Origin of the sequence: Pseudonocardia benzenivorans CB1190 (assembly GCF_000196675.2) — a bacterium.
In the GTDB taxonomy this organism is placed as follows: Bacteria; Actinomycetota; Actinomycetes; order Mycobacteriales; family Pseudonocardiaceae; genus Pseudonocardia; species Pseudonocardia benzenivorans.
In genome coordinates this window covers 5,902,140-5,921,584 of sequence record NC_015312.1, presented here as the reverse complement: position 1 = coordinate 5,921,584, position 19,445 = coordinate 5,902,140, and the positions used below count along the sequence as shown (strand labels likewise).

17 protein-coding genes and 1 pseudogene are annotated in these 19,445 nt (G+C 73.5%); 9 read left to right on the top strand and 9 right to left on the bottom strand.

The window, feature by feature from the left end:
• The first annotated feature begins 8 nt into the window (after window positions 1-8).
• Genes nuoL through PSED_RS27915 form a run of 4 tightly spaced genes read left to right on the top strand, consistent with a single transcriptional unit; the run spans window position 9 to window position 6,212 of the window.
• A complete protein-coding gene (gene nuoL / locus PSED_RS27930) occupies window positions 9-1,967 on the top strand; it encodes an NADH-quinone oxidoreductase subunit L (protein ID WP_013677587.1) in 1,959 nt (652 codons plus the stop codon).
• Window positions 1,964-3,577, top strand: a complete 1,614-nt coding sequence (locus tag PSED_RS27925; protein WP_013677586.1) for an NADH-quinone oxidoreductase subunit M — start codon at window positions 1,964-1,966, stop codon at window positions 3,575-3,577. The genes nuoL and PSED_RS27925 overlap by 4 nt, the downstream gene beginning before the upstream one ends.
• A complete protein-coding gene (gene nuoN, locus PSED_RS27920) occupies window positions 3,574-5,199 on the top strand; it encodes an NADH-quinone oxidoreductase subunit NuoN (protein WP_013677585.1) in 1,626 nt (541 codons plus the stop codon). The genes PSED_RS27925 and nuoN overlap by 4 nt, the downstream gene beginning before the upstream one ends.
• A gap of 17 nt (window positions 5,200-5,216) precedes the next feature.
• Window positions 5,217-6,212 (top strand): polyprenyl synthetase family protein, encoded by a 996-nt coding sequence (locus PSED_RS27915; RefSeq protein WP_013677584.1) that lies wholly within the window; start codon window positions 5,217-5,219, stop codon window positions 6,210-6,212.
• Between the two features lie 52 nt (window positions 6,213-6,264).
• On the opposite strand, the gene rarD is transcribed toward PSED_RS27915, so the two are convergent.
• The 3 genes and pseudogenes from rarD to PSED_RS35395 all read right to left on the bottom strand — a co-directional run.
• Complete coding sequence (rarD, locus tag PSED_RS27910; protein WP_013677583.1) at window positions 6,265-7,197, bottom strand: EamA family transporter RarD; 933 nt, start codon at window positions 7,195-7,197, stop codon at window positions 6,265-6,267.
• A gap of 82 nt (window positions 7,198-7,279) precedes the next feature.
• Entirely contained in the window at window positions 7,280-8,104 is an 825-nt protein-coding gene (locus tag PSED_RS27905; protein ID WP_202946315.1) for an FAD-dependent oxidoreductase, read from the bottom strand.
• Window positions 7,990-8,241, bottom strand: a pseudogene (locus PSED_RS35395) (FAD-dependent oxidoreductase); the annotation flags it as partial. The gene PSED_RS27905 and the pseudogene PSED_RS35395, both read right to left, overlap by 115 nt.
• Before the next feature lie 173 nt (window positions 8,242-8,414).
• Here PSED_RS35395 and PSED_RS27900 point away from each other — a divergent pair.
• Window positions 8,415-9,083, top strand: a complete 669-nt coding sequence (locus tag PSED_RS27900; protein ID WP_013677582.1) for an OmpA family protein — start codon at window positions 8,415-8,417, stop codon at window positions 9,081-9,083.
• A 10-nt stretch (window positions 9,084-9,093) separates the two neighbouring features.
• Complete coding sequence (locus PSED_RS27895; RefSeq protein WP_013677581.1) at window positions 9,094-9,483, top strand: hypothetical protein; 390 nt, start codon at window positions 9,094-9,096, stop codon at window positions 9,481-9,483.
• 115 nt (window positions 9,484-9,598) lie between these two features.
• Here PSED_RS27895 and PSED_RS27890 read toward each other — a convergent pair whose 3' ends face one another.
• The 3 genes from PSED_RS27890 to PSED_RS27880 form a co-directional block, all read right to left on the bottom strand.
• Window positions 9,599-10,699: a 2-oxoacid:ferredoxin oxidoreductase subunit beta gene (locus PSED_RS27890; protein WP_013677580.1), complete on the bottom strand. Its 1,101-nt coding sequence runs from the start codon at window positions 10,697-10,699 to the stop codon at window positions 9,599-9,601.
• Window positions 10,696-12,639, bottom strand: a complete 1,944-nt coding sequence (locus tag PSED_RS27885) for a 2-oxoacid:acceptor oxidoreductase subunit alpha (RefSeq protein ID WP_013677579.1) — start codon at window positions 12,637-12,639, stop codon at window positions 10,696-10,698. Before PSED_RS27885 ends, PSED_RS27890 begins: the two co-directional genes overlap by 4 nt.
• 106 nt (window positions 12,640-12,745) lie before the next feature.
• Complete coding sequence (locus PSED_RS27880; RefSeq protein WP_013677578.1) at window positions 12,746-13,513, bottom strand: enoyl-CoA hydratase; 768 nt, start codon at window positions 13,511-13,513, stop codon at window positions 12,746-12,748.
• 34 nt (window positions 13,514-13,547) lie between these two features.
• On the opposite strand from PSED_RS27880, the gene PSED_RS27875 reads away from it, so the two are divergent.
• A complete protein-coding gene (locus PSED_RS27875) occupies window positions 13,548-14,099 on the top strand; it encodes a PaaI family thioesterase (protein WP_013677577.1) in 552 nt (183 codons plus the stop codon).
• A 77-nt stretch (window positions 14,100-14,176) separates the two neighbouring features.
• On the top strand, window positions 14,177-15,037 hold the full coding sequence (htpX, locus tag PSED_RS27870; RefSeq protein ID WP_041760061.1) for a zinc metalloprotease HtpX: 861 nt from the start codon (window positions 14,177-14,179) through the stop codon (window positions 15,035-15,037).
• A 13-nt stretch (window positions 15,038-15,050) separates the two neighbouring features.
• Here the strand turns inward: htpX and PSED_RS27865 are convergent, their stop codons facing one another.
• From PSED_RS27865 to PSED_RS27855, 3 genes are read right to left on the bottom strand one after another with little or no spacing between them, the layout of a single operon-like run.
• On the bottom strand, window positions 15,051-15,404 hold the full coding sequence (locus PSED_RS27865; protein WP_013677575.1) for a nuclear transport factor 2 family protein: 354 nt from the start codon (window positions 15,402-15,404) through the stop codon (window positions 15,051-15,053).
• The gene (locus PSED_RS27860; protein WP_013677574.1) at window positions 15,401-15,958 is read right to left on the bottom strand and encodes a TIGR03086 family metal-binding protein; all 558 of its coding nucleotides are present in this window, start codon (window positions 15,956-15,958) and stop codon (window positions 15,401-15,403) included. Before PSED_RS27860 ends, PSED_RS27865 begins: the two co-directional genes overlap by 4 nt.
• A gap of 1 nt (window position 15,959) precedes the next feature.
• Window positions 15,960-16,316, bottom strand: coding sequence for a cupin domain-containing protein (locus PSED_RS27855; protein WP_013677573.1), 357 nt, complete (start codon window positions 16,314-16,316; stop codon window positions 15,960-15,962).
• Between the two features lie 116 nt (window positions 16,317-16,432).
• Between PSED_RS27855 and PSED_RS27845 the strand changes: the two genes are divergently transcribed.
• On the top strand, window positions 16,433-19,423 hold the full coding sequence (locus PSED_RS27845) for an ATP-binding protein (protein WP_158511343.1): 2,991 nt from the start codon (window positions 16,433-16,435) through the stop codon (window positions 19,421-19,423).
• Window positions 19,424-19,445: the final 22 nt, after the last annotated feature.

The window sequence follows — 19,445 nt, the reverse complement described above, 5'->3', positions numbered from 1 at the left end:
AGCTCCCCGTGCCCACCCAGCTCCCCGAAGCGGGGCAAGTCGCGGCTGCGAGCGGTGTCGCCTCGCTCGCGTGGCTGCTCGTGGTACTGCCGGCCCTCGGCGCGCTGATCCTGTTCCTCGCCGGACGGCGCGCCGACCGCTGGGGCCACTGGCTCGGCGTCCTGACGGTCGTCGCGGCGTTCGTCGTCGGCCTGCTGATCTTCCTCGACACCACCTCGCTCGACCCGGCGCAGCGCACCCGTGAGGTGTCGGTCTACGAGTGGATGTCGGTCGGCGGCCTGCACGTCGACTTCGGACTGCGGCTCGACCCGCTGTCGCTGACGTTCGTGCTGCTGATCACCGGCGTCGGCGCGCTGATCCACATCTACTCGACCGGCTACATGAGCCACGACCCCGGCCGGCGGCGCTTCTTCGCGCAGTTGAACCTGTTCGTCGCGGCGATGCTCGTGCTGGTCCTCGGCAACAACTTCGTGATGCTCTACCTCGGCTGGGAGGGCGTCGGTCTCGCGTCCTACCTGCTGATCGGCTTCTACCAGGACCGCCCCTCCGCGGCGACGGCCGCCAAGAAGGCGTTCCTGATGAACCGCGTCGGCGACGTCGGGCTGGCGCTGGCGATCTTCCTGATCTGGCAGAACCTCGGCACGACGCAGTACACCGAGGTCTTCGCCCGCATCGGCGAGGTCCCGCCGGGCACGGTCCTGGCGATCACGATCCTGCTGCTCCTGGGTGCCTGCGGTAAGTCCGGCCAGTTCCCGCTGCAGGCCTGGCTCCCGGACGCGATGGAGGGCCCGACCCCGGTCTCGGCGCTCATCCACGCGGCGACGATGGTCACCGCGGGCGTCTACCTCATCGCCCGCGCCAACCCGATCTACGACCTGTCGACGAACGGCAGGCTGGTCGTGGCGCTCATCGGGGTGATCACGCTGCTGATCGGCGCGATCATCGGCTGCGCCTACGACGACATCAAGAAGGTGCTCGCCTACTCTACGGTCAGTCAGATCGGATACATGATCCTGGCCGTCGGGCTCGGGCCGGCCGGCTACGCGCTGGGCATCGCGCACCTGCTGGCGCACGGCTTCTTCAAGGCCGGGCTGTTCCTCGGCGCCGGTTCGGTCATGCACGCCATGAACGACGACGTCGACATGCGCCGCTACGGCGGCCTCGCACGGTTCATGCCGATCACGTTCGTGACGTTCGGGCTGGGCTACCTCGCGCTGATCGGCTTCCCGTTCCTGTCCGGCTACTACACCAAGGACGCGATCATCGAGGCCGCGTTCGGCCAGCCGGGCTGGCAGGGCTGGGTGTTCGGGCTCGTCGCGGCGATCGCCGCGGGTCTGACGGCGTTCTACATGACGCGCCTGATGATCATGACCTTCTTCGGCAAGAAGCGCTGGCAGGACATCAAGTCCCCGGACGGCCACGACTACCACCCGCACGAGGCGGGCCCGGCGATGACCGGCCCGATGATCGTGCTGGCCATCGGCTCGGTGTTCGCGGGCTTCCTGCTCACCCAGGGCGGCCGGCTCGCGACGTGGCTCACGCCGACGCTCGGCCCGCTCGAGGAGTCCCCCGGCGGGGGCATGCCGCACGCCGTCGTCCCGTGGCTGGTACTCGGGCTCTCGGCGCTCGGTGTGCTGCTGGCCTACCTGTTCGTCGGCCGCCGGCCCACCCCGGTCGAACGTCCGGTGCACGTCTCGCTGCCCGTCCAGGCCGCCCGTAGGGACCTCTACGCCAACGCGATCAACGAGGCACTGATCGCGCGGCCGGGCGTCTGGCTCACCCGGGCGCTGGTGTTCCTGGACAACAAGGGTGTCGACGGCATCGTCAACGGCACGGCCGCCACGCTCGGCGGCTCGTCCGGCCGGCTGCGCAGGCTGCAGACCGGTTTCGTCAGGTCCTACGCGCTGAGCATGCTCGGCGGGTCCGTCCTCGTCATCGCGGCGCTGCTGGCGGTGAGGTTCGCATGAGTGGGGGCTCCGTGCTTCTCGTCGTCCTGCTGCTCGTGCCGCTCGTCGGCGCGGCGCTGGTCGGCCCGATCAAGGACCAGGCCACGGCCAAGTGGTCCGCGGTCGTGGTCTCGGTCGTCGAGCTGGTGCTCGTCGTCATCACGTGGTTCGCGTACTCGGTGCCGGCGGCGCAGAACGGCGCCCGGTTCCAGCTCGAGCTCTCCGTCGAGTGGATCCCGGCGTTCGGTACGCGCTTCGCGCTCGGCATCGACGGCTTCGCGCTCGTCATGCTGGCGATCACCGCGGTGCTCGTGCCGATCGTGCTCGCGTTCTCCTGGAACGAGAAGCTCCCGGAGGGGCGCACGCAGGGCGGGTTCTTCTCGCTGATCCTCGCGACCCAGGGCCTGCTGGTCGGGGTCTTCGCGGCGACCGACGTCTTCCTGTTCTACGTGTTCTTCGAGGCAATGCTCATCCCGATGTACTTCCTGATCGGGCGCTTCGGCGGCCCGCGCAGGCAGTACGCCGCGGTGAAGTTCTTCCTGTACTCGCTGCTCGGCGGGTTGATCATGCTCGCCTCGGTGATCGGGCTCTACGTCGTCAGCGGCAACAAGCTGGGCCAGGGCACGTTCACCTGGGTCGAGCTGCAGAAGATGGCGGCGTCGCTGCCGGAGAGCACCCAGATCTGGCTGTTCCTCGGCTTCTTCGTCGCGTTCGCGATCAAGGCGCCGCTGGTGCCGTTCCACACCTGGCTGCCCGACGCCGGTGCCGAGGCACCGGTCGGCGCGGGTGTGCTGCTCGTCGGCGTCCTCGACAAGGTCGGCACGTTCGGCTTCCTGCGCTACTGCCTGCCGCTGTTCCCGCTGGCCTCGCAGAAGCTCGCGCCCCTGGTGCTGACGCTGGCCGTGATCGGCATCCTCTACGGCGGGCTGCTGGCCGTCGGTCAGACGGACATGAAGCGCTTCGTGTCCTACACCTCGATCGCGCACTTCGGCTTCATCGCGCTCGGCATCTTCGCCTTCTCGACGCAGTCGTTCAGCGGCTCGGTGCTCTACATGGTCAACCACGGCATCTCGACGGGCATGCTGTTCATCGTCGTCGGGCTCGTCATCGCCCGCGGCGGGTCGCGGCTCGTCGGGGACTACGGCGGCGTGCACAAGGTGGCGCCGCTGCTGGCCGGGGTGTTCCTCCTCGCCGGGCTGTCGTCGCTGGCGCTGCCGGGCACCAACTCGTTCGTGAGCGAGTTCCTGGTGCTGCTGGGCTCGTTCCCGCGCCAGCCCGTCTACACGATCCTCGCGACGGTGGGCATCATTTTCGCGGCGCTCTACGTGCTCTGGATGTACCAGCGCACGATGCAGGGCCCGCTGCGCGGCAACGCCGTGCTCGCCGCGCTCGGCGGCGGCCGTGGCGACGGCCCCGGCACCATGATCGACCCGGCTGTCGCCGCCGACCGCGGCGCCACCGGCTTCCCCGACCTGTCCAAGCGGGAGATCGGGGTCCTGACGCCGCTCGTCGTGCTGATCCTGGTGCTGGGCTTCCTGCCCGGGCCGGTGCTCGACGTGATCAACCCGACGGCGGCCGCCACGATGTCCGAGGTCGGTCTCGCCGACCCGGTGGGAGGGGTGTCCCGGTGACCCCGGTTCTTCTCGCGCAGGCGCCCGCGCCGATCTCGGCGCCGGCGATCGACTACGCGGCGATCGCGCCGGTGCTGATCGTGCTGGGCGGCGCCTGCGTCGCGGTGCTCGTCGAGGCGTTCCTGCCCCGGCACCAGCGCTGGCCCGTCCAGGTCGCGCTGAGCCTCGTCGTGCTCGCCGCGGCGGGCATCACCCTCGGTGTCTACGCGGGCGGCAGCCCCACCGGCCTGACGACGCTGGGCGACGCGCTCGCCGTCGACCAGCCGACGCTGTTCCTGTGGGGCACGCTGCTGATTCTCGGGCTGGGCAGCATCCTGCTGCTGGCCGACCGCTCGGTGGAGCCCGGCGGGGCGTTCATCGCGTCGTCGGTGGCCAGGGCGGCCGTCGCCGGTGGCGGGACGGGCACCAGCGGCTCGGCCGGGGTCGGCGGCGCCGCGGACGACGACCGCGACTACGGCGAGCCCGGCACCGCGCCGACGATGCAGACCGAGGTCTTCCCGTTCGCCCTGTTCGCGCTCGGCGGCATGATGACCTTCGTCGCGGCCAACGACCTGCTGACGATGTTCATCGGTCTCGAGGTGCTCTCGCTGCCGCTGTACCTGATGTGCGGGCTGGCGCGCAGGCGCCGGCTGCTCTCGCAGGAGGCGGCGGTCAAGTACTTCCTGCTCGGCGCGTTCGCGTCGGCGTTCTTCCTCTACGGCCTGGCACTGCTCTACGGCTACGCGGGCTCGGTGCGGCTCACCGCGATCGCGCAGGCCGCCGCCGGCACCGACCGCTCCGACACGCTGCTGTTCGGCGGACTCGCGCTGCTCGTCGTCGGGCTGCTGTTCAAGGGCTCGGTCGGTCCGTTCCACACCTGGACGCCGGACGTCTACCAGGGCGCCCCGACGCCCGTCACGGCGTTCATGGCCGCCTGCACCAAGGTCGCCGCGTTCGGCGCGATCACCCGCGTGTTCTTCGTCGCGTTCGGCGACACCCGCTGGGAGTGGCGCGGCGTGCTGTGGGCCGTGGCGATCGTCTCCATGGTGATCGGTGCCGTGCTCGGTCTCACACAGACCGACGTCAAGCGGATGATCGCGTACTCGTCGATCGCGCACGCGGGCTTCCTGCTGCTCGGTGCGATGTCGATCACGGAGCAGGGCGTCTCCGGGACGCTGTTCTACCTGCTGGCCTACGGGTTCACCACGCTCGCGGTCTTCGGCGTCATCTCGCTGGTCCGCGACGCCGACGGCGAGGCCACGCACCTGTCCCAGTGGGCAGGGCTGGCGAAGAGATCACCGCTACTCGCGGGGGTGATGTCGTTCCTGCTGCTCGCGCTCGCAGGAATCCCGTTGACCAGCGGTTTCACGGCGAAGTTCGCGGTGTTCTCCGCCGCCCTCCAGGACGGGATGGCCCCGCTGGTGGTCATCGCGCTGGTGGCCAGCGCCGTGGCGGCGTTCTTCTACCTGCGGGTCATCGTGCTCATGTACTTCAACGAGCCGGCGCCCGACGGGCCCACCGTCACCGTCCCCGGAGCCTTCACCACGGCCGCCATCACCCTCGGTGTCATCGTGACGCTGCTGCTGGGCATCGTCCCGTCGCTGGCGCTCGGGATGGCCTCGGGCGGCCCGTTCGTCGGATGACTTCGTAGGCTGAAGGGGTGGAGACGCACATCGTCGCGGGAGTCGAGGTCGGAGACCCCGTACTGGCCGCCGTCACGACCGACGGCCTGAAGCGGGTCGAAGACCTCCTGCACCGCGAGGTGCAGGCCGACTACCACTTCGTCGCGGAGACGTCGCTGCACCTGATCGACGCCGGGGGCAAGCGGTTCCGGCCGCTGTTCACGCTGCTCTCGGCGCAGGTCGGCCCGAATCCGGACAACGACGACGTGATCACCGCGGCGGCCGTCGTCGAGCTGGTGCACCTGGCCACGCTCTACCACGACGACGTGATGGACTCCGCCACGATGCGCCGCGGCGCGGAGAGCGCCAACTCGCGCTGGGACAACACCGTCGCCATCCTCACCGGCGACTTCCTGTTCGCGCACGCGTCGCGGCTCGTGGCCGACCTCGGGCCCGACGCGGTGCGCATCATCGCCGAGACGTTCGCCGAGTTGGTGACGGGTCAGATGCGCGAGACCCGCGGCCCGGCCGAGGGCGACGACCCGGTCGAGCACTACCTGCGCGTCGTCGCCGAGAAGACGGGCTCGCTGATCGCGACCTCCGGGCGCTACGGCGGGATGTTCTCCGGCTGCACGCCGGAGCAGACCGAGTCGCTGCGCCGCTTCGGCGCGACGATCGGTACCGCCTTCCAGATCTCCGACGACGTCATCGACATCGCGTCGCCCTCCGACGACTCGGGCAAGACCCCTGGCACCGACCTGCGCGAGGGTGTCCAGACCCTGCCGATGCTCTACGCGCTGCAGGAGCCGCGGGCCGACCGGCTGCGGCAGCTGCTGGCGCGCCCGATCAGCGACGACGCCGAGGTCGAGGAGGCGCTCGACCTCCTGCGCACGGGCCCCGGGCTCGACCGGTCGCGCGAGACCCTGGCGCGCTACGCCGAGGCCTCCCGTGAGCAGCTCGCGATCCTCCCCGACTGCGCGGCGACCAGCGCACTGGCCACGCTCACGGCCTACGTCGTCGAACGCACGGGCTGATCACGAGCGCCGGAGGCGTGCCGTTTCGGCGCGCGACCGCGGTCGCCGCTGGTCACGCGGCGGTGGCGCGTCGGCGGCGGTCGGTGTGCAGCATGTCGACGCTGAACACCGCGAGAGCCACCCAGACCAGGCCGAACCCGATCCAGCGGCCGGCGGGCATGTCCTCGTGCGCCACGACGACGGCGTAGAGGAACTGCAGGACCGGGTTCACGTACATCAGCAGGCCGGTGACGGTCAACGGCACGCGGCGCGCCCCGATGCCGTAGAGCAGCAGCGGAGCCACCGTCGCGAACCCGGACGCGACCATCAGTGCCGCGTGGCCCGCGCCGTGCGTCGCGAAGGTGCCGTGCCCGGTGACGACGAGGACCACGGCGACGGTGAGTGCGATCGGGCCCAGCACGATGCCCTCGGCGGTGAGCCCCGCGGTGGCGCCGACCGGCACCGTCTTCTTGATCAGCCCGTAGAGGCCGAACGACACCGAGAGCACGATCGCGATCCACGGGATCCGGCCGTTCTCGATCGCGACGACGGCGACGGCCACCGCGCCGACGGCGACCGCCACCCACTGCGCGGGCCGCAGCCGCTCCCGCAGCACGAACACCCCCAGCAGCACACTGACGAGCGGGCTGACGAAGTAGCCGAGCGCGGCGTCGAGCACCCACCCGAGCTGCACGGCGACGATGAACCCGCCCCAGTTCAGGGTGATGAGGAGCGCGCCGGTGGCGATCGCGGACCAGGTGCGGGCGCGCAGGCCGCGCAGCTCGCCCCAGCCGTGCACGAAGGTCAGGACCCCGAACATGATCAGCGTCGTCCACACGATGCGCTGGGCGAGGATCTCCACCGGGCCCGCGGGGGCCATGGCGGCCCAGAACGCCGGGAGCAGCCCCCACAGCGTGTTCGCGACGACCGCCGCGGCGATGCCCCTGCCGTCGAGCCGGGTGGCGACGGCACCGCCGCGGGGACCGGGCGGGGCGTCGGAACTCACCGGTCCATCAGAACATCCGGGTGGGTGCCGCGCCGTCGTGAAGCCGGTCACCGGCCGGACCCGGGCGTGCTCGGGCGGCCTCTCAGCCGGTGCGGCCCACCCCCTCGACCAGCTCGCGGACGCGGGCGGCGCAACCCCAGGAGAGGCTGACGCCGTTGCCACCGTGGCCGTAGTCGTGCACGACGAGCGCGGACCCCAGCCGCTCCGCCTCGACCCGCACCGACGGCCGCTCGGGCCGCAGCCCGACGGGCGTGCCGAGGATCTCGGCGTCGGCGAGCGCGGGGACGGCCCGCACGCAGCGGTCGAGGATGCGCCGGACGGTCGTCGGATCGGGTGTGGTGTCCTCGACACCGGGCCGGCGGATCCCGCCGCAGACGACACGCGTCCCGTGCGGGAAGACGCTCACCCACTCGGGCTCGGTCGTCAGCTCGATGAGCAGCTCCTCGAGACCAGGGTCGGCGAGGACGACGTGCTGGCCGAGCGCCGCGTACACCGTCGGGTCGGCCGCGAGCTCGCGGGCACCCAGGCCCGCGCAGTTCACGACGACGGGCCACTCGCGGGTGGCGGCGGCCGGCGAGCCGACGCGCCCGGGAGAGAACGTGACGCCCGCCGCCCCGGCCCGGCGGACCAGGTACGGCAGGTGCACCGGCATGTCGACGAGCGGCATCGTCGCGCGCGCGGCGCTCGTGAAGCCCGCGGGGACGGCCGCCGGGTCGACGGCGCGCAGGTCGGGGATGATCCGGGCCTGCGGGGGATCTCGTCGAAGCCGGGGACGGCGCTCACCGACAACGAGGGGATCAGCCGGACGCCGGACGCGGGGTCGGTGGCGAGCTCCTGGAAGACGCCGAGCGAGTGCACGGTCCAGGCGTGGGTGTCGGCCATCGGCTCCTCGAACGACGGCCCCCACAGGGCCCCGGCGACCACCGATGTCGTCTCCAGGGGAGGCCGGTCGGCGCGGACGGTGACGTCGTGGCCGGCCTCGGCGAGGGTGACGGCGGCGGTCAGGCCGATCACCCCGGCTCCGACGACGAGAACGCTGCTCATGCGAGCCACCCTGCCCGGCCCGGGGCCGGCCGTCGTGGACGAACGAGAACCGCGGGAGGAACGGAACCGACAGGACGCCGACGACAGCGGAGCGTGATGTCGTCGTAACCCGGACATGGTGGGATGCGCGTGAGCGCCGTCACCCGGACGGCCGGCGGGAGGACTGGGACTCGATGGGCTCGCACGCCGCGCGCTCCGGGCGGTTCCTCGCGGTGTGGTTGCCCGCGGTGGTGCTGGTTCCCGCGGTGCTGGCGGGGGTCGCGCTGCTGTGGCCGGGTCCGCGGATCGGGGAGGACGTCGGCTCCCGCGCGTCGGCGGCGCTGACCGCGGCCGGGCTCGCCGGGGTCCGCGTCGCGGTCTCGGGCCGCGACGTCGCGCTCACCGAGGTCCCCTCGGGTGCCGTCGACCGGGCCCGCGAGATCGTGGCCGGGGTCGCCGGCGTGCGGTCGGTCGAGGCGGCCCCGGGCGTACCGGACGGGCTGCCGGCACCCGCGCCGCCGGGAGCCGCGGCCGAGCTGGCGGCACTGGTCGCGGCCGCGCCGGTGACGTTCGCGGCCGACAGCGCGGTGCTCGACGGCGCGGCCGCGGAGACGGTGGCCGGCGTCGGGCGGTGGCTCGTCGCGCATCCCGACGTACGGGTCCGGCTGACCGGCCACGCCGCCGACACCCCCGGCCCGGCCGAGGTGGCGCTGGCGCTGTCGCAGCAACGGGCGCAGGCGGTCGCGGAGGCGTTGCGCGCCAACGGTGTCGACCCCTCCCGCGTCAGCGCCCGCGGGGTGGGCGACGCCGACCCGTTGCCCACCCCGGCAGCGAGCAGGCGGGTCGAGATCGGCGTCGGGTAGGAGGTCGGGGATGGCGTGGCTGTTCGGTGAGGTCTGGCTCCTGTGCCTGGTGGCGTTCCTGCTGGGTGCGGCGATCACGTGGGTGGCGTTCGTGGTGCCGGCCCGGCGCGCGGTGCGTCGGCGGGCGACGTTCGGTCACGGCTGGACCGCAGCCGCCCCGACGACGCCCTCGCGGGGCCTCGCGCGGCCGGTGACCGCGCGACCCACGCCGACGCCGGAGCCGCCGGGTGGGCCCGGCTCGGCCCTCGCGGCTCTCGACGCCTGGGACGGTCCCGTCGGCGGTCGCCCGGGCAGCGCCGAGGCGGCGCTCGGCGCCCTCGACGAGCTGGGCGTCGGACGGCCCCGGGAGCAGGCCGGCCCCGAGCCCGCGGACGCGCGCCGTCCCGCGGACGACGCCTGACAACGACCGCGGCCCCGCCGCCCCGCACGACGCCTGACGAGGAGCGCGGGCCCACCCCGGACGCACGTCGGGCGCGCCCCCCGAGGAGGACGCGCCCGACGTCGGCAGGAGTGGATCAGCCTGCGACCGTCCAGGTGTCGCGGCCGTTGAGCAGCGACTGCAGGTCGGCCGAGCCCTTCTCCTTGGCGGCGGCCACCTGGCTGCGGGCGGCGTCGTCGTAGGTGCTGCGGTTGACGTCGCGGAAGATGCCGGTGACCGTGTGGTTGAGGTCCTGGTCCGACAGCCGCGACAGCGCGAAGGCCAGCTCGTGGTTGTCCGCGTCGTGCACGAGGATCCGCGACGGGTCGACCGACGCCGCCTCGACGACCTTCAGCGTCAGTCCGTCGGCCACGACGGCGTGCGTGCCCAGCCCGTCCTCGGCCGCGGGGCCGAAGCGGATGGGCTCGCCGTGGGTCAGCGGGATGAGGCGGTTCTCCTTGTCGTCCTTGCGCAGGACGTCGAAGCTGCCGTCGTTGAAGATCGGGCAGTCCTGCAGGATCTCGACCAGTGCGGTGCCGCGGTGCGCGGCGGCCGCGCCCAGGACCGCGGTGAGGTTCTTGCGGTCGGAGTCGATCGCCCGGCCGACGAACGTCGCGTCCGCGCCCAGCGCCACCGAGATCGGGTTGAAGGGGTGGTCGATCGAGCCCATGGGCGTGGACTTGGTGACCTTGCCCTGTTCCGAGGTGGGCGAGTACTGGCCCTTGGTCAGCCCGTAGATCCGGTTGTTGAACAGCAGGATCTTGAGGTTGACGTTGCGGCGCAACGCGTGGATCAGGTGGTTGCCGCCGATGGACAGCGCGTCGCCGTCGCCGGTGACGACCCAGACCGACAGGTCGGGCCGGGTGATGGCCAGGCCCGAGGCGATCGTCGGGGCCCGCCCGTGGATCGAGTGCATCCCGTAGGTGTTGAGGTAGTACGGGAAGCGGCTCGAGCAGCCGATGCCGGAGATGAAGACGGTGTTCTCGCGCTTGATCCCCAGCGTCGGCAGGAACGACCGGACGGCGGCGAGCACGGCGTAGTCGCCGCAGCCGGGACACCACCGGACCTCCTGGTCGGAGGTGAAGTCCTTGGCGGACTGGGGATGCTCGGCCGTGGGCACGTTGTCGAGCCCGCCGATCCCGGGCAGCCCGAGGTCGACGAGCGCGCCGAGCGCCGGCGCGATCTGCTGGTCGGTCATTCGTCCACTCCCTGTGGCGCGGGGCCGCGTTCCCCGGACGACGGATGGCTGCCGTCGAGGTAGCCGAGGAACACGTCCTGCAGCTCCTCGGCCTTGAACGGCAGGCCCGACACCTTGGTGTAGGACTGCGCGTCGACGAGGTAGCGCGCCCGCAGCAGCATGACGAGCTGGCCGAGGTTCATCTCGGGCACCAGCACCGTGCGGTAGCTGCGCAGCAGCTCCCCGAGGTTGGCCGGGAACGGGTTGAGGTTGCGCAGGTGCAACGTCGCGATCTTGTGGCCCATGCCGCGGACCCGGCGGGCCCCCGCGACGATCGGGCCGAACGTCGAGCCCCAGCCGACGACGAGGACGTCCGCGCCGCCGCTCGGGTCGTCGACCTCCGCGTCGGGGACCCGGATGCCGCCGATCTTCTCCGCGCGCAGCCGGACCATGCGGTCGTGGTTGTCGGGCTCGTAGCTGATCGAGCCGCGGCCGTCGGCCTTCTCCAGTCCGCCGATGCGGTGCTCGAGCCCGGGGGTGCCCGGCACGGCCCACGGCCGGGCCAGGGTGTCGGCGTCGCGCAGGTAGGGCCAGAACTCGTCGGACCCGTCCGGGGCGTTCGGCTCGGTCGCGAAGTTCGGGTCGACGGTCCCCAGCGCGGAGGCGTCGGGCACCTTCCACGGCTCCGAGCCGTTGGCCAGCGCCCCGTCGGAGAGCAGGATCACCGGGGTGCGGTAGGTGACCGCGATCCGGGCCGCCTCGATCGCCGCGTCGAAGCAGTCGCCGGGGCTGCGCGGGGCGATGATCGGCAGCGGGGCCTCGCCGTTGCGGCCGAACATGGCCTGCAGCAGGTCGGCCTGCTCGGTCTTGGTCGGCAGCCCCGTCGAGGGACCGCCGCGCTGCACGTCGACGATCAGCAGCGGCAGTTCGAGCGCCACGGCCAGGCCGATCGTCTCGGACTTGAGCGCGACCCCGGGACCCGACGTCGTGGTGACGCCGAGCGACCCGCCGAAGCTCGCCCCCAGGGCGGCGCCGACGCCGGCGATCTCGTCCTCGGCCTGGAACGTCGTGACGTTGAAGGCCTTGTGCTTGGACAGCTCGTGGAGGATGTCCGACGCCGGGGTGATCGGGTAGGAGCCGAGGAACACCGGCAGGCCGGTGACCCGGCCGGCGGCGACGATCCCGTATGCCAGCGCGGTGTTGCCGGTGATCTGGCGGTACGTGCCGGGCTGCAGCTTCGCGGGCGCGACCTCGTAGGTGACCGCGAACGACTCGGTCGTCTCCCCGTAGGCGTGTCCGGCGCGGAATGCGAGGATGTTGGCCTCGGCCAGTTCGGGACGCTTGGCGAACTTCTCGCGCAGGAACCGCTCGGTGCCCTCGCTGGGCCGGTGGTACATCCAGGAGAGCAGGCCGAGGGCGAACATGTTCTTCGCGCGCTCGGCGTCCTTCTTGGAGAGCCCGGTCTCCTCCAGCGCGCCGCGGGTCAGCGTGGCCATCGCGACGGGGTGGACCTGGTAGGGCTCCAGCGAGCCGTCCTCGAGCGGATCGGCGTCGTAGCCGATCTTGGTGAGGTTGCGCTTGGTGAACTCGTCGGTGTTGACGATGAGGATGCCGCCGGCCGGCAGGTCGCCGATGTTGGCCTTGAGCGCGGCCGGGTTCATCGCGACGAGCACGTCCGGCCGGTCGCCGGGGGTGACGATGTCGTAGTTCGCGAAGTGCAGCTGGAACGACGACACCCCCGGCAGGGTCCCGGCAGGGGCCCGGATCTCGGCGGGGAAGTTCGGCAGCGTCGACAGGTCGTTGCCGAACGTCGCGGTCTCGGAGGTGAACCTGTCACCGGTGAGTTGCATCCCGTCGCCCGAGTCGCCGGCGAACCGGATGACGACGCGGTCACGGGTCTGGGGCGCTGGGACGTCGGAAGAATGCGGGATGTCACCGACGTCGATGTCGCCTGTCGTCATGTCGAGGTCAGTCCTCGGGTTCGGGGAATTCCGTCACCCGAGATTAACTCCCCAACCCCCCCGATGTCCCCCTCGCAGAGGGGAGGTCACAGGCGTGTCCGGTGTGCTACCGCGTGCTGATCTTGGACCGCAGCGCCGTGAGCCGTTCGCGGAAATCGTCCGAGTTCACGGTGACGGCCTGCGCGCGGACCTCGACCTCGGTCGCCTGCGCGTGGGTGAGGTCCGCGGTGACCCGCAACGTGGACTTGGTCGTCGTGATCAGGCCCCGGTCGGCCGCGGCGGCGCGGCCGGCCAGTTCGAGCGCGCCCGCGAGCAGGGCCTCGTCGGACTCGTAGCGGCGCCACACCAGCCCGACGCGCTCCGCCTCGGCGGCATCGAGCACGTCGCAGAACAGGGTCATCGCCGCGGCGCCCTGCGCGCCGAGCGCCCGCTGCACCATCCACGTGTAGCCGCCCCCCGGGTGCAGCCCGAGCTGGGCGAAGCGGGTGTCGAACCGCGCCGTGGGGCCGGCCAGCCGGACGTCGCAGGCCAGCGCGAGGTTGAGCCCCGCGCCGACGGCCGCGCCGTTGACCGCGGCGAGCGTCGGCAGCGGCGAGTTGGCCACGGCGAGGAAGCCCGAGTACACCTCACGCAGCACCGCGTGGTCGGCCTCGGCGAGCTCGGCCAGGTCACCGCCCGCGCAGAAGGCGGGCGCCTCGCCCGTGACGACGATCGCACCGACGCCCTGGTCACTCTCGGCGGCGTGGACCGCGTCGACCAGCTTGCGGGAGAGGTCCAGGTTGAGGGCGTTGCGGCGGGACGGGTTGGACAGCGTCAGTACGGCGACGCGGTCGGTGACCTCGGTCCGGATCTCGGCGTGGGCGTCGGTGCTCATGCCGACATCCTGCCCGGCGGGTTACCGTCCGACGGTGCCCGGTTCGACGATCGAGACCTCTGCCACGCCACGCCCCGTCGCGCATCCCGACGCCCCGGCGCCCGGCCGGCACCTCGGGGAGCACCACGTCGACTGCTTCGCCTGCGGCACCGGGGTCGACGGCCTGCACCTGGACATCGTCGCGGGCGAGGACCTCACGCTGACCGCGGTCTTCGAGGTCACGACCGAGCACCAGGGCGCGCCGGGGCTGGTCCACGGCGGCCTCGTGGCGGCGGTGTTCGACGAGGTCATGGGCGCACTGCAGGTCTTCCTCCAGGAGCCGGCGGTGACGGCCTCGCTGACCACGCAGTACCGCAGGCCGATCCCGGTCGGCACCCGGCTGCACGTGACGTCGCGGCTCGACCGGCGTGAGGGGCGCAAGCTCTGGGTCAGCGCCACCGGTCGGCTCGGCGCCGCCGACGGCCCGCTGGCCGCCGAGGCCGAGGCGTTGTTCATCGTCGTGCCGCAGGAGCACTTCGAGGCGGGCCGCCGGGCCGAGGTCGACGCCGCGCGCTCGGAGCCGGGGCTGCGCCCCGTGAACCCCTGACCCGGGCGCCGCGGAACGCCGGCCGGCCCTTGTCCGTTCAACCAGTGGAACCGGATCGCTGAAGGGACGCAAGGGCCGTGCACAGGCACATGAACGGGCTGAAGACCGCGCTGCTGCTGGGCGCGATGAGCGCGATCGTCGTGCTCGTCGGGTCGCTGTTCGGGCGCACGGGCCTGGTCGTCGCGGTCTTCGTCGCGCTCGGCATGAACGCCTACGCGTACTTCAACTCGGCCACGCTCGCGCTGCGGGCGATGCACGCGCGGCCCGTGACCGAGCCCGAGGCGCCGGGGATGTATCGGATCGTCCGGGAGCTCAGCGGCGCCGCGCGCCAGCCGATGCCGCAGCTCTACATCAGCCCGACCAGCGCGCCCAACGCCTTCGCGACGGGTCGCAGCCCCCGGCACGCCGCCGTCTGCGCGACGACGGGCCTGCTCGAGCTGCTCGACGAACGCGAGCTGCGTGCGGTACTGGGCCACGAGCTCAGCCACGTCTACAACCGCGACATCCTGATCTCCTGCGTCGCGGGCGCGCTCGCGTCGATGGTGAGCTTCCTGGCCAACATGGCGATGTTCGCGGGACTCTTCGGCGGCGGCGACGAGGAACGGCCCGGCGTCTTCACGACGCTGCTGCTCGCGCTGCTCGGGCCGATCGCCGCGGCCGTCGTGCAGATGGCCGTGAGCCGCAGCCGCGAGTACCAGGCCGACGCGTCGGGCGCCGAGCTCACCGGCGACCCGCTCGCCCTGGCGTCGGCGCTGCGCAAGCTCCAGCGCGGCACCCAGCTGGCCCCGCTGCCGCCCGACCCGCAGCTGGTCTCGCAGTCGCACCTGATGATCGCCAGCCCCTTCCGCGCGGGCGAGCAGATGGCCCGGCTTTTCTCGACGCACCCGCCGATCGAGGACCGCATCCGGCGCCTCGAGGAGATGGCCCGCCGGAGCTGACGGGCGGTGCGCGTCAGCCCTTCACGTACGCCAGCTTCTCCGCGACCAGGCCGTCCCGGACGGTGAAGACGTCGACGCCACGGACGTGGCCGTCGCCCCACTCGTACCGCCAGCGCGCGACGACGCGGTCGCCCGCGGCGAACACCTCCTCCGTGGTGAACGTGCCCGGGCCGGAGAACAGCTTCTCCCACGCGGCCCGCACGTCCTCCTGCCCAACGTGCCGGGTGCCGTCCGGGGGTGCGGTGTCCTCGAACACACAGTCGACGGTCATCGCGGCCATGACGGCGTCGACGTCGCGGCGGTCGAACGCGTCGTTGAAGCGCGCGACCGCGGCGAGGGCCGCGGCGCCGTCGGGGTGCGGGGTCATGGCGTCCTCCCGAACATCGCCAGCAGCCGGTCCTGCGCGCTCGCGTCGGCGCCGACGGGCGTCTCGGGTCCGATGACGCCGATCTCGCGGTAGAGGCCCTGGGTCGGGCCGAACCAGGCCAGCACCGCGTCGACGGCGCCGGCGTCGAGCTTCTCGTCCTCGCCCAGCGCCCGCGCCAGGTCCCAGGCGTGCACGAGGTGGTCCGCGGCGAGCTGGGTGACGTACTCGCGGGCGGGCCGGTCGCCGAACGAGAGGTGCACCGGCTGCTCGGGGTCGACGGCCTCCACCGCGGCCAGCGCCGCCGCCGCGGCCTCGTCGAACGTCGCGATCGGGTCGGCGCCCAGCAGACCGCCGTCGAACCGGTCGCCGACCTCCTCGATCGTCGCGCCGCCGAGCAGCGGCGGGGTCCAGCGCTCCTCGTTGACCAGATGGTTGACCAGGGCGCGCGTGTCCCACTCGGGGCAGGGGGTCGGTGCGCCCCAACGGCCCTCGGCGAGGTGGACGCGGGCCGCGAAGTCGGCGCTCGCCCGTCGGTAGATCTCGGCTGCCTGCATGTCACTCACCTCGTGCGTAGTCGGATGCTCCCCACCAGTCGACCACCACGACGGGCTCGTCGCCGACCACCCAGGCGTCGTGTCCCGACGGCAGCGCCGTGACCTGGCCCGCGACGGCGTCGAACTCGGTGCCGTCGGCCGTGCGCACCCGCAGCGTCCCGCTGACGTGGTACTGGAAGTGCGGCGCCTCGCACAGCTCGGTGCCCGCGATCGGCCGGACGTCGGTCGACCAGCGCCAGCCGGGTTGCAACGTCAGCCTGCCGATGTCGGCGCCCGCGACCCGCAGCAGGTCGAGCCTGCCGTGGGGGAACTCCCGGGTCTCGGTGGGGGCGGCGAAGTCCTGCTGCTCGTGGCTCATCTCGTCCTCCCTGGTGGTGGCCGCCTCGGTGGTGGCCGGGCGCCGACCCTCGCGTACCGACCTTGCAACCGGATGGCGGCTGATGGCGGTCGCGCGACGCGAGGACGATGTCGGCCGTGACGCCCGGTGTCCGGTTCCAGCTGCTGGGGCGCTTCCAGGTGCATCGCGAGGGCGCGGAGGTGGCGCCCGCGGCGTTCGGCGGCCGCAAGGTCCGGACGATGTTGCGCGTGCTCGCCGTCCACGACGGCGACCTCGTCCCGCACGACGTGCTCGCCGACGCGCTCTGGCCGCAGCGGCTGCCGGCCGACCCGCCCGGGAACCTCGGCGTGCTGGTGAACCGGGCCCGGCGCGCGGTCGGTGACCCGGGCGTCGTGCTCACCGGGGCGGGCGGGTACGCGCTGGGCCGCTGCACCGTCGACGTCACCGAGTTCCTCGGGCACGTCGCCGCGGCCCGCACGACGGGGCCCGGCGAGGCGCTCGACCGCTACCGCGCCGCGCTCGCGCTGTGGGGTGAGCCGCTCCCGGAGGACGCCTACGCCGACTGGGCCGAACGCGTCCGCGACCGGCTGCGGCGCGCACACGTCGAGGCCTGCGAGGGCGCCGCGCGCGCAGCGCTCGCCGTCGGCGCTCCCGGCGACGCGGCCCGGTACGCCGCCGACGCGGTCGCCGCCGATCCGTTGCGCGAGTCGTCGACGCTCCTGCTGGCCGAGGCCCTCGCCGCGGTCGGGGACCGGGCCGGTGCGCTCGCCCGCCTCGACGAGCTGGGCCGGGCGCTGGGCACGGAGCTGGGGGTGGCACCGTCGGACGCGGTGACGTCGCTGCGGGAACGCCTGGCGCGCAAGGGCGTCGGCGTGCCGTCGCCCGGCGGGCGGGGGCGCCCGCGCCCCGCGGGGGAGCCCGTGGGCCGGACCGCCTTCGTCGGGCGCGACGACGAGCTCGGGCGGCTGCGCGCGGCCGTCGGCGCCGGGCGCGTCGTGGGGCTGGCCGGGGGAGCGGGTGCGGGGAAGTCGCGGCTGCTCGCCGAGCTGGCGCGGACGCTCGGGGTCCCCGTCGTCGCCGGGCAGGCCTACCTGGCCGAGCGCACGGAGACGTGGGGTCTCGCGCGGTCGTTGCTGCGCGAGGCGGTGTCGCTGGACGCGGGGATCGTCGACACGCTGCCCGCCCGCGTCCGCGACGCCCTCGCCGAGTTGCTGCCCGAGCTCCTGCCCGTCCCCGAGGGCCCGCCGGTGGTCCTGGACGGCGAGACCCGGCGCGCACTCCTGCTCGCCGGCGGGCTGCGCCTGCTGACGGCGGCCGGCGCGCCGCTGCTCGTCGACGACCTGCAGTGGGCCGATCCGAGCAGCCTGGCCCTGCTCGGCTCCGTGCTCGCCCGCGTCCCGACGCTGCCCGCGGTGCTCGCGTTCCGGCCCGCCGAGATCGACGGCGACGCCCTCGACGGGATCCGGCATGCCCGCGGCCTGCCCGTGATGACGTTGCGCCCGCTCGGCGCGGCAGCGCTGGAACGGCTGGTCGACGACGCCGCGCTGGTCCGCGCGTTGACCGACGGGACCGACGGCACGCCGTTCGCCGTCGTCGAGGTGCTCCGCGGGCTCGCCGCCGCGGGCGACGTCGTGCAGGTGGGCGGGCGCTGGCGGCCGACCGCGCCGGACGCCGCGGGCCGGGCGGGCGAGCTGGCCAGGGCCGGGCAGCGGCGTGGCATCGCCCGCCGCGCGGCCCGGTACCGCGACCGCGACGCCGATCTGCTCGCGCTCGTGGCGATCGCAGGTCGGGAGGTGCCCGCGGGGACCGTCGCCGCGGCGCTGGGTGCCGACGGCCGCGACGTCCTCGACCGGTTGGCCGCCCTGGCCGCGGACGGCCTGCTCCGCCTGGGCGACATGGGCTGGGCCACCGCGCACGACCTCGTCGCCGAGACGGTCGTCGCCGGTCTCGACCGCGCCGACCGCGGCCGGCTGCACGGGCTGCTCGCCCGCGCGCTGGAGGCGGCCGAGGCGGACCCGTCCGACGTCGCGCGGCACCACCGGGAGGCGGGCGACACCGGCGCCGCCGCCCTCGCCTATGCGCGCGCCGCCGCGTCCGCCCTCGACGCGCACGCGACCCGCGAGGCGGCCGCACTCGCCGACGCGGGGCTGCGCCTGCAGCCGCGCGGTGCCGTCGCGGCCGAGCTGCACGAGTACCGGGCGGCCGCGAGAGCAGCCCACGGCGACATCGACGGCGCCGCCGGCGACCTGCGCGCCGCGCTGACGGGTGCGCCCACCGACCGGTCCCGGCGCCGGGCACGGCTGGCCATGCTGTCGTCGGGTGCGCGGGACCCGTGGGCGGCGGCCGACCTCGCAGAGCTGGCCCTCGTCGAGGCCGGTGACGATCCCGCGGCGAGGGCGTTGGCCCTGGAGACGGCCGCGATCCTCGACATGAACCTCGGCCGTGCCGAGCGGGCGGCCGCCCGTTCCGAGCAGGCCCTCGTCCTCTACCAGGAGCTCGGGGACGGACAGGGCGTCGCCCGCATCCTCGACGGCCGGGCGATGGCCACGTTCCTCGACGGCCGGATCGCCGAGGGGGTGGAGCTGTTCGGGCGGGTCGCCGACCTCTTCGCCGGATCGGGCGACCTGCTGCGCGTGGTCACCCCGCGCTCCACCCGCGGCCACGGTCTGGTGTTCCTGGGCCGTCCGGAGGAGGGGCTCGCGGAGACCGACGCCGCGCTGCGGCTCGCGCGCGAGCTCGACTCGCCGGAGGGCGTCGCCTACGCCTGCTGGCACCGGTCCGAGGCGTTGTCGGCGGCGGGCCGCACCGACGAGGCCGAGGCGACCGCGCGGGAGGCGCTCGACGTCGCCCGCGCGCTCGGCCACCGTGGCTGGACGGCCACGGCCCACCGCGCGCTCGGCATCGCCCTGCAGACCCGCGGCGACCTCGACGGCGCCTGCGCCCAGTTCACCGAGTCCGGCCGGGTGGCCGGCGACTCGCTGACCCTCTTCGCGTCGTGGGCCGCCGCCCGGCTCGCGCAGATCGCGGTGGCGCAGGGCCGCGAGGCGTCCGACCTCGTCGCGAGGGCCCGGTCGATCGGCCCGCCGCTCGGTCACCTCGAGATCCCGGAGCTGACGCCGAGCCGGTGAGCCCGCGCCTCCGCAGGAAACC

What these genes read in the sequence shown, in the direction of transcription:
- PSED_RS27925 (WP_013677586.1), top strand. Translation starts at nt 1,964, where the DNA reads ATGAGTGGGGGCTCCGTGCTTCTCGTCGTCCTGCTGCTCGTGCCGCTC.
- PSED_RS27885 (WP_013677579.1), bottom strand. Translation starts at nt 12,639, where the DNA reads ATGACGACAGGCGACATCGACGTCGGTGACATCCCGCATTCTTCCGAC.
- PSED_RS27865 (WP_013677575.1), bottom strand. Translation starts at nt 15,404, where the DNA reads ATGACCCCGCACCCCGACGGCGCCGCGGCCCTCGCCGCGGTCGCGCGC.
- PSED_RS27890 (WP_013677580.1), bottom strand. Translation starts at nt 10,699, where the DNA reads ATGACCGACCAGCAGATCGCGCCGGCGCTCGGCGCGCTCGTCGACCTC.
- PSED_RS27900 (WP_013677582.1), top strand. Translation starts at nt 8,415, where the DNA reads ATGGGCTCGCACGCCGCGCGCTCCGGGCGGTTCCTCGCGGTGTGGTTG.
- PSED_RS27880 (WP_013677578.1), bottom strand. Translation starts at nt 13,513, where the DNA reads ATGAGCACCGACGCCCACGCCGAGATCCGGACCGAGGTCACCGACCGC.
- PSED_RS27895 (WP_013677581.1), top strand. Translation starts at nt 9,094, where the DNA reads ATGGCGTGGCTGTTCGGTGAGGTCTGGCTCCTGTGCCTGGTGGCGTTC.
- PSED_RS27855 (WP_013677573.1), bottom strand. Translation starts at nt 16,316, where the DNA reads ATGAGCCACGAGCAGCAGGACTTCGCCGCCCCCACCGAGACCCGGGAG.
- PSED_RS27860 (WP_013677574.1), bottom strand. Translation starts at nt 15,958, where the DNA reads ATGCAGGCAGCCGAGATCTACCGACGGGCGAGCGCCGACTTCGCGGCC.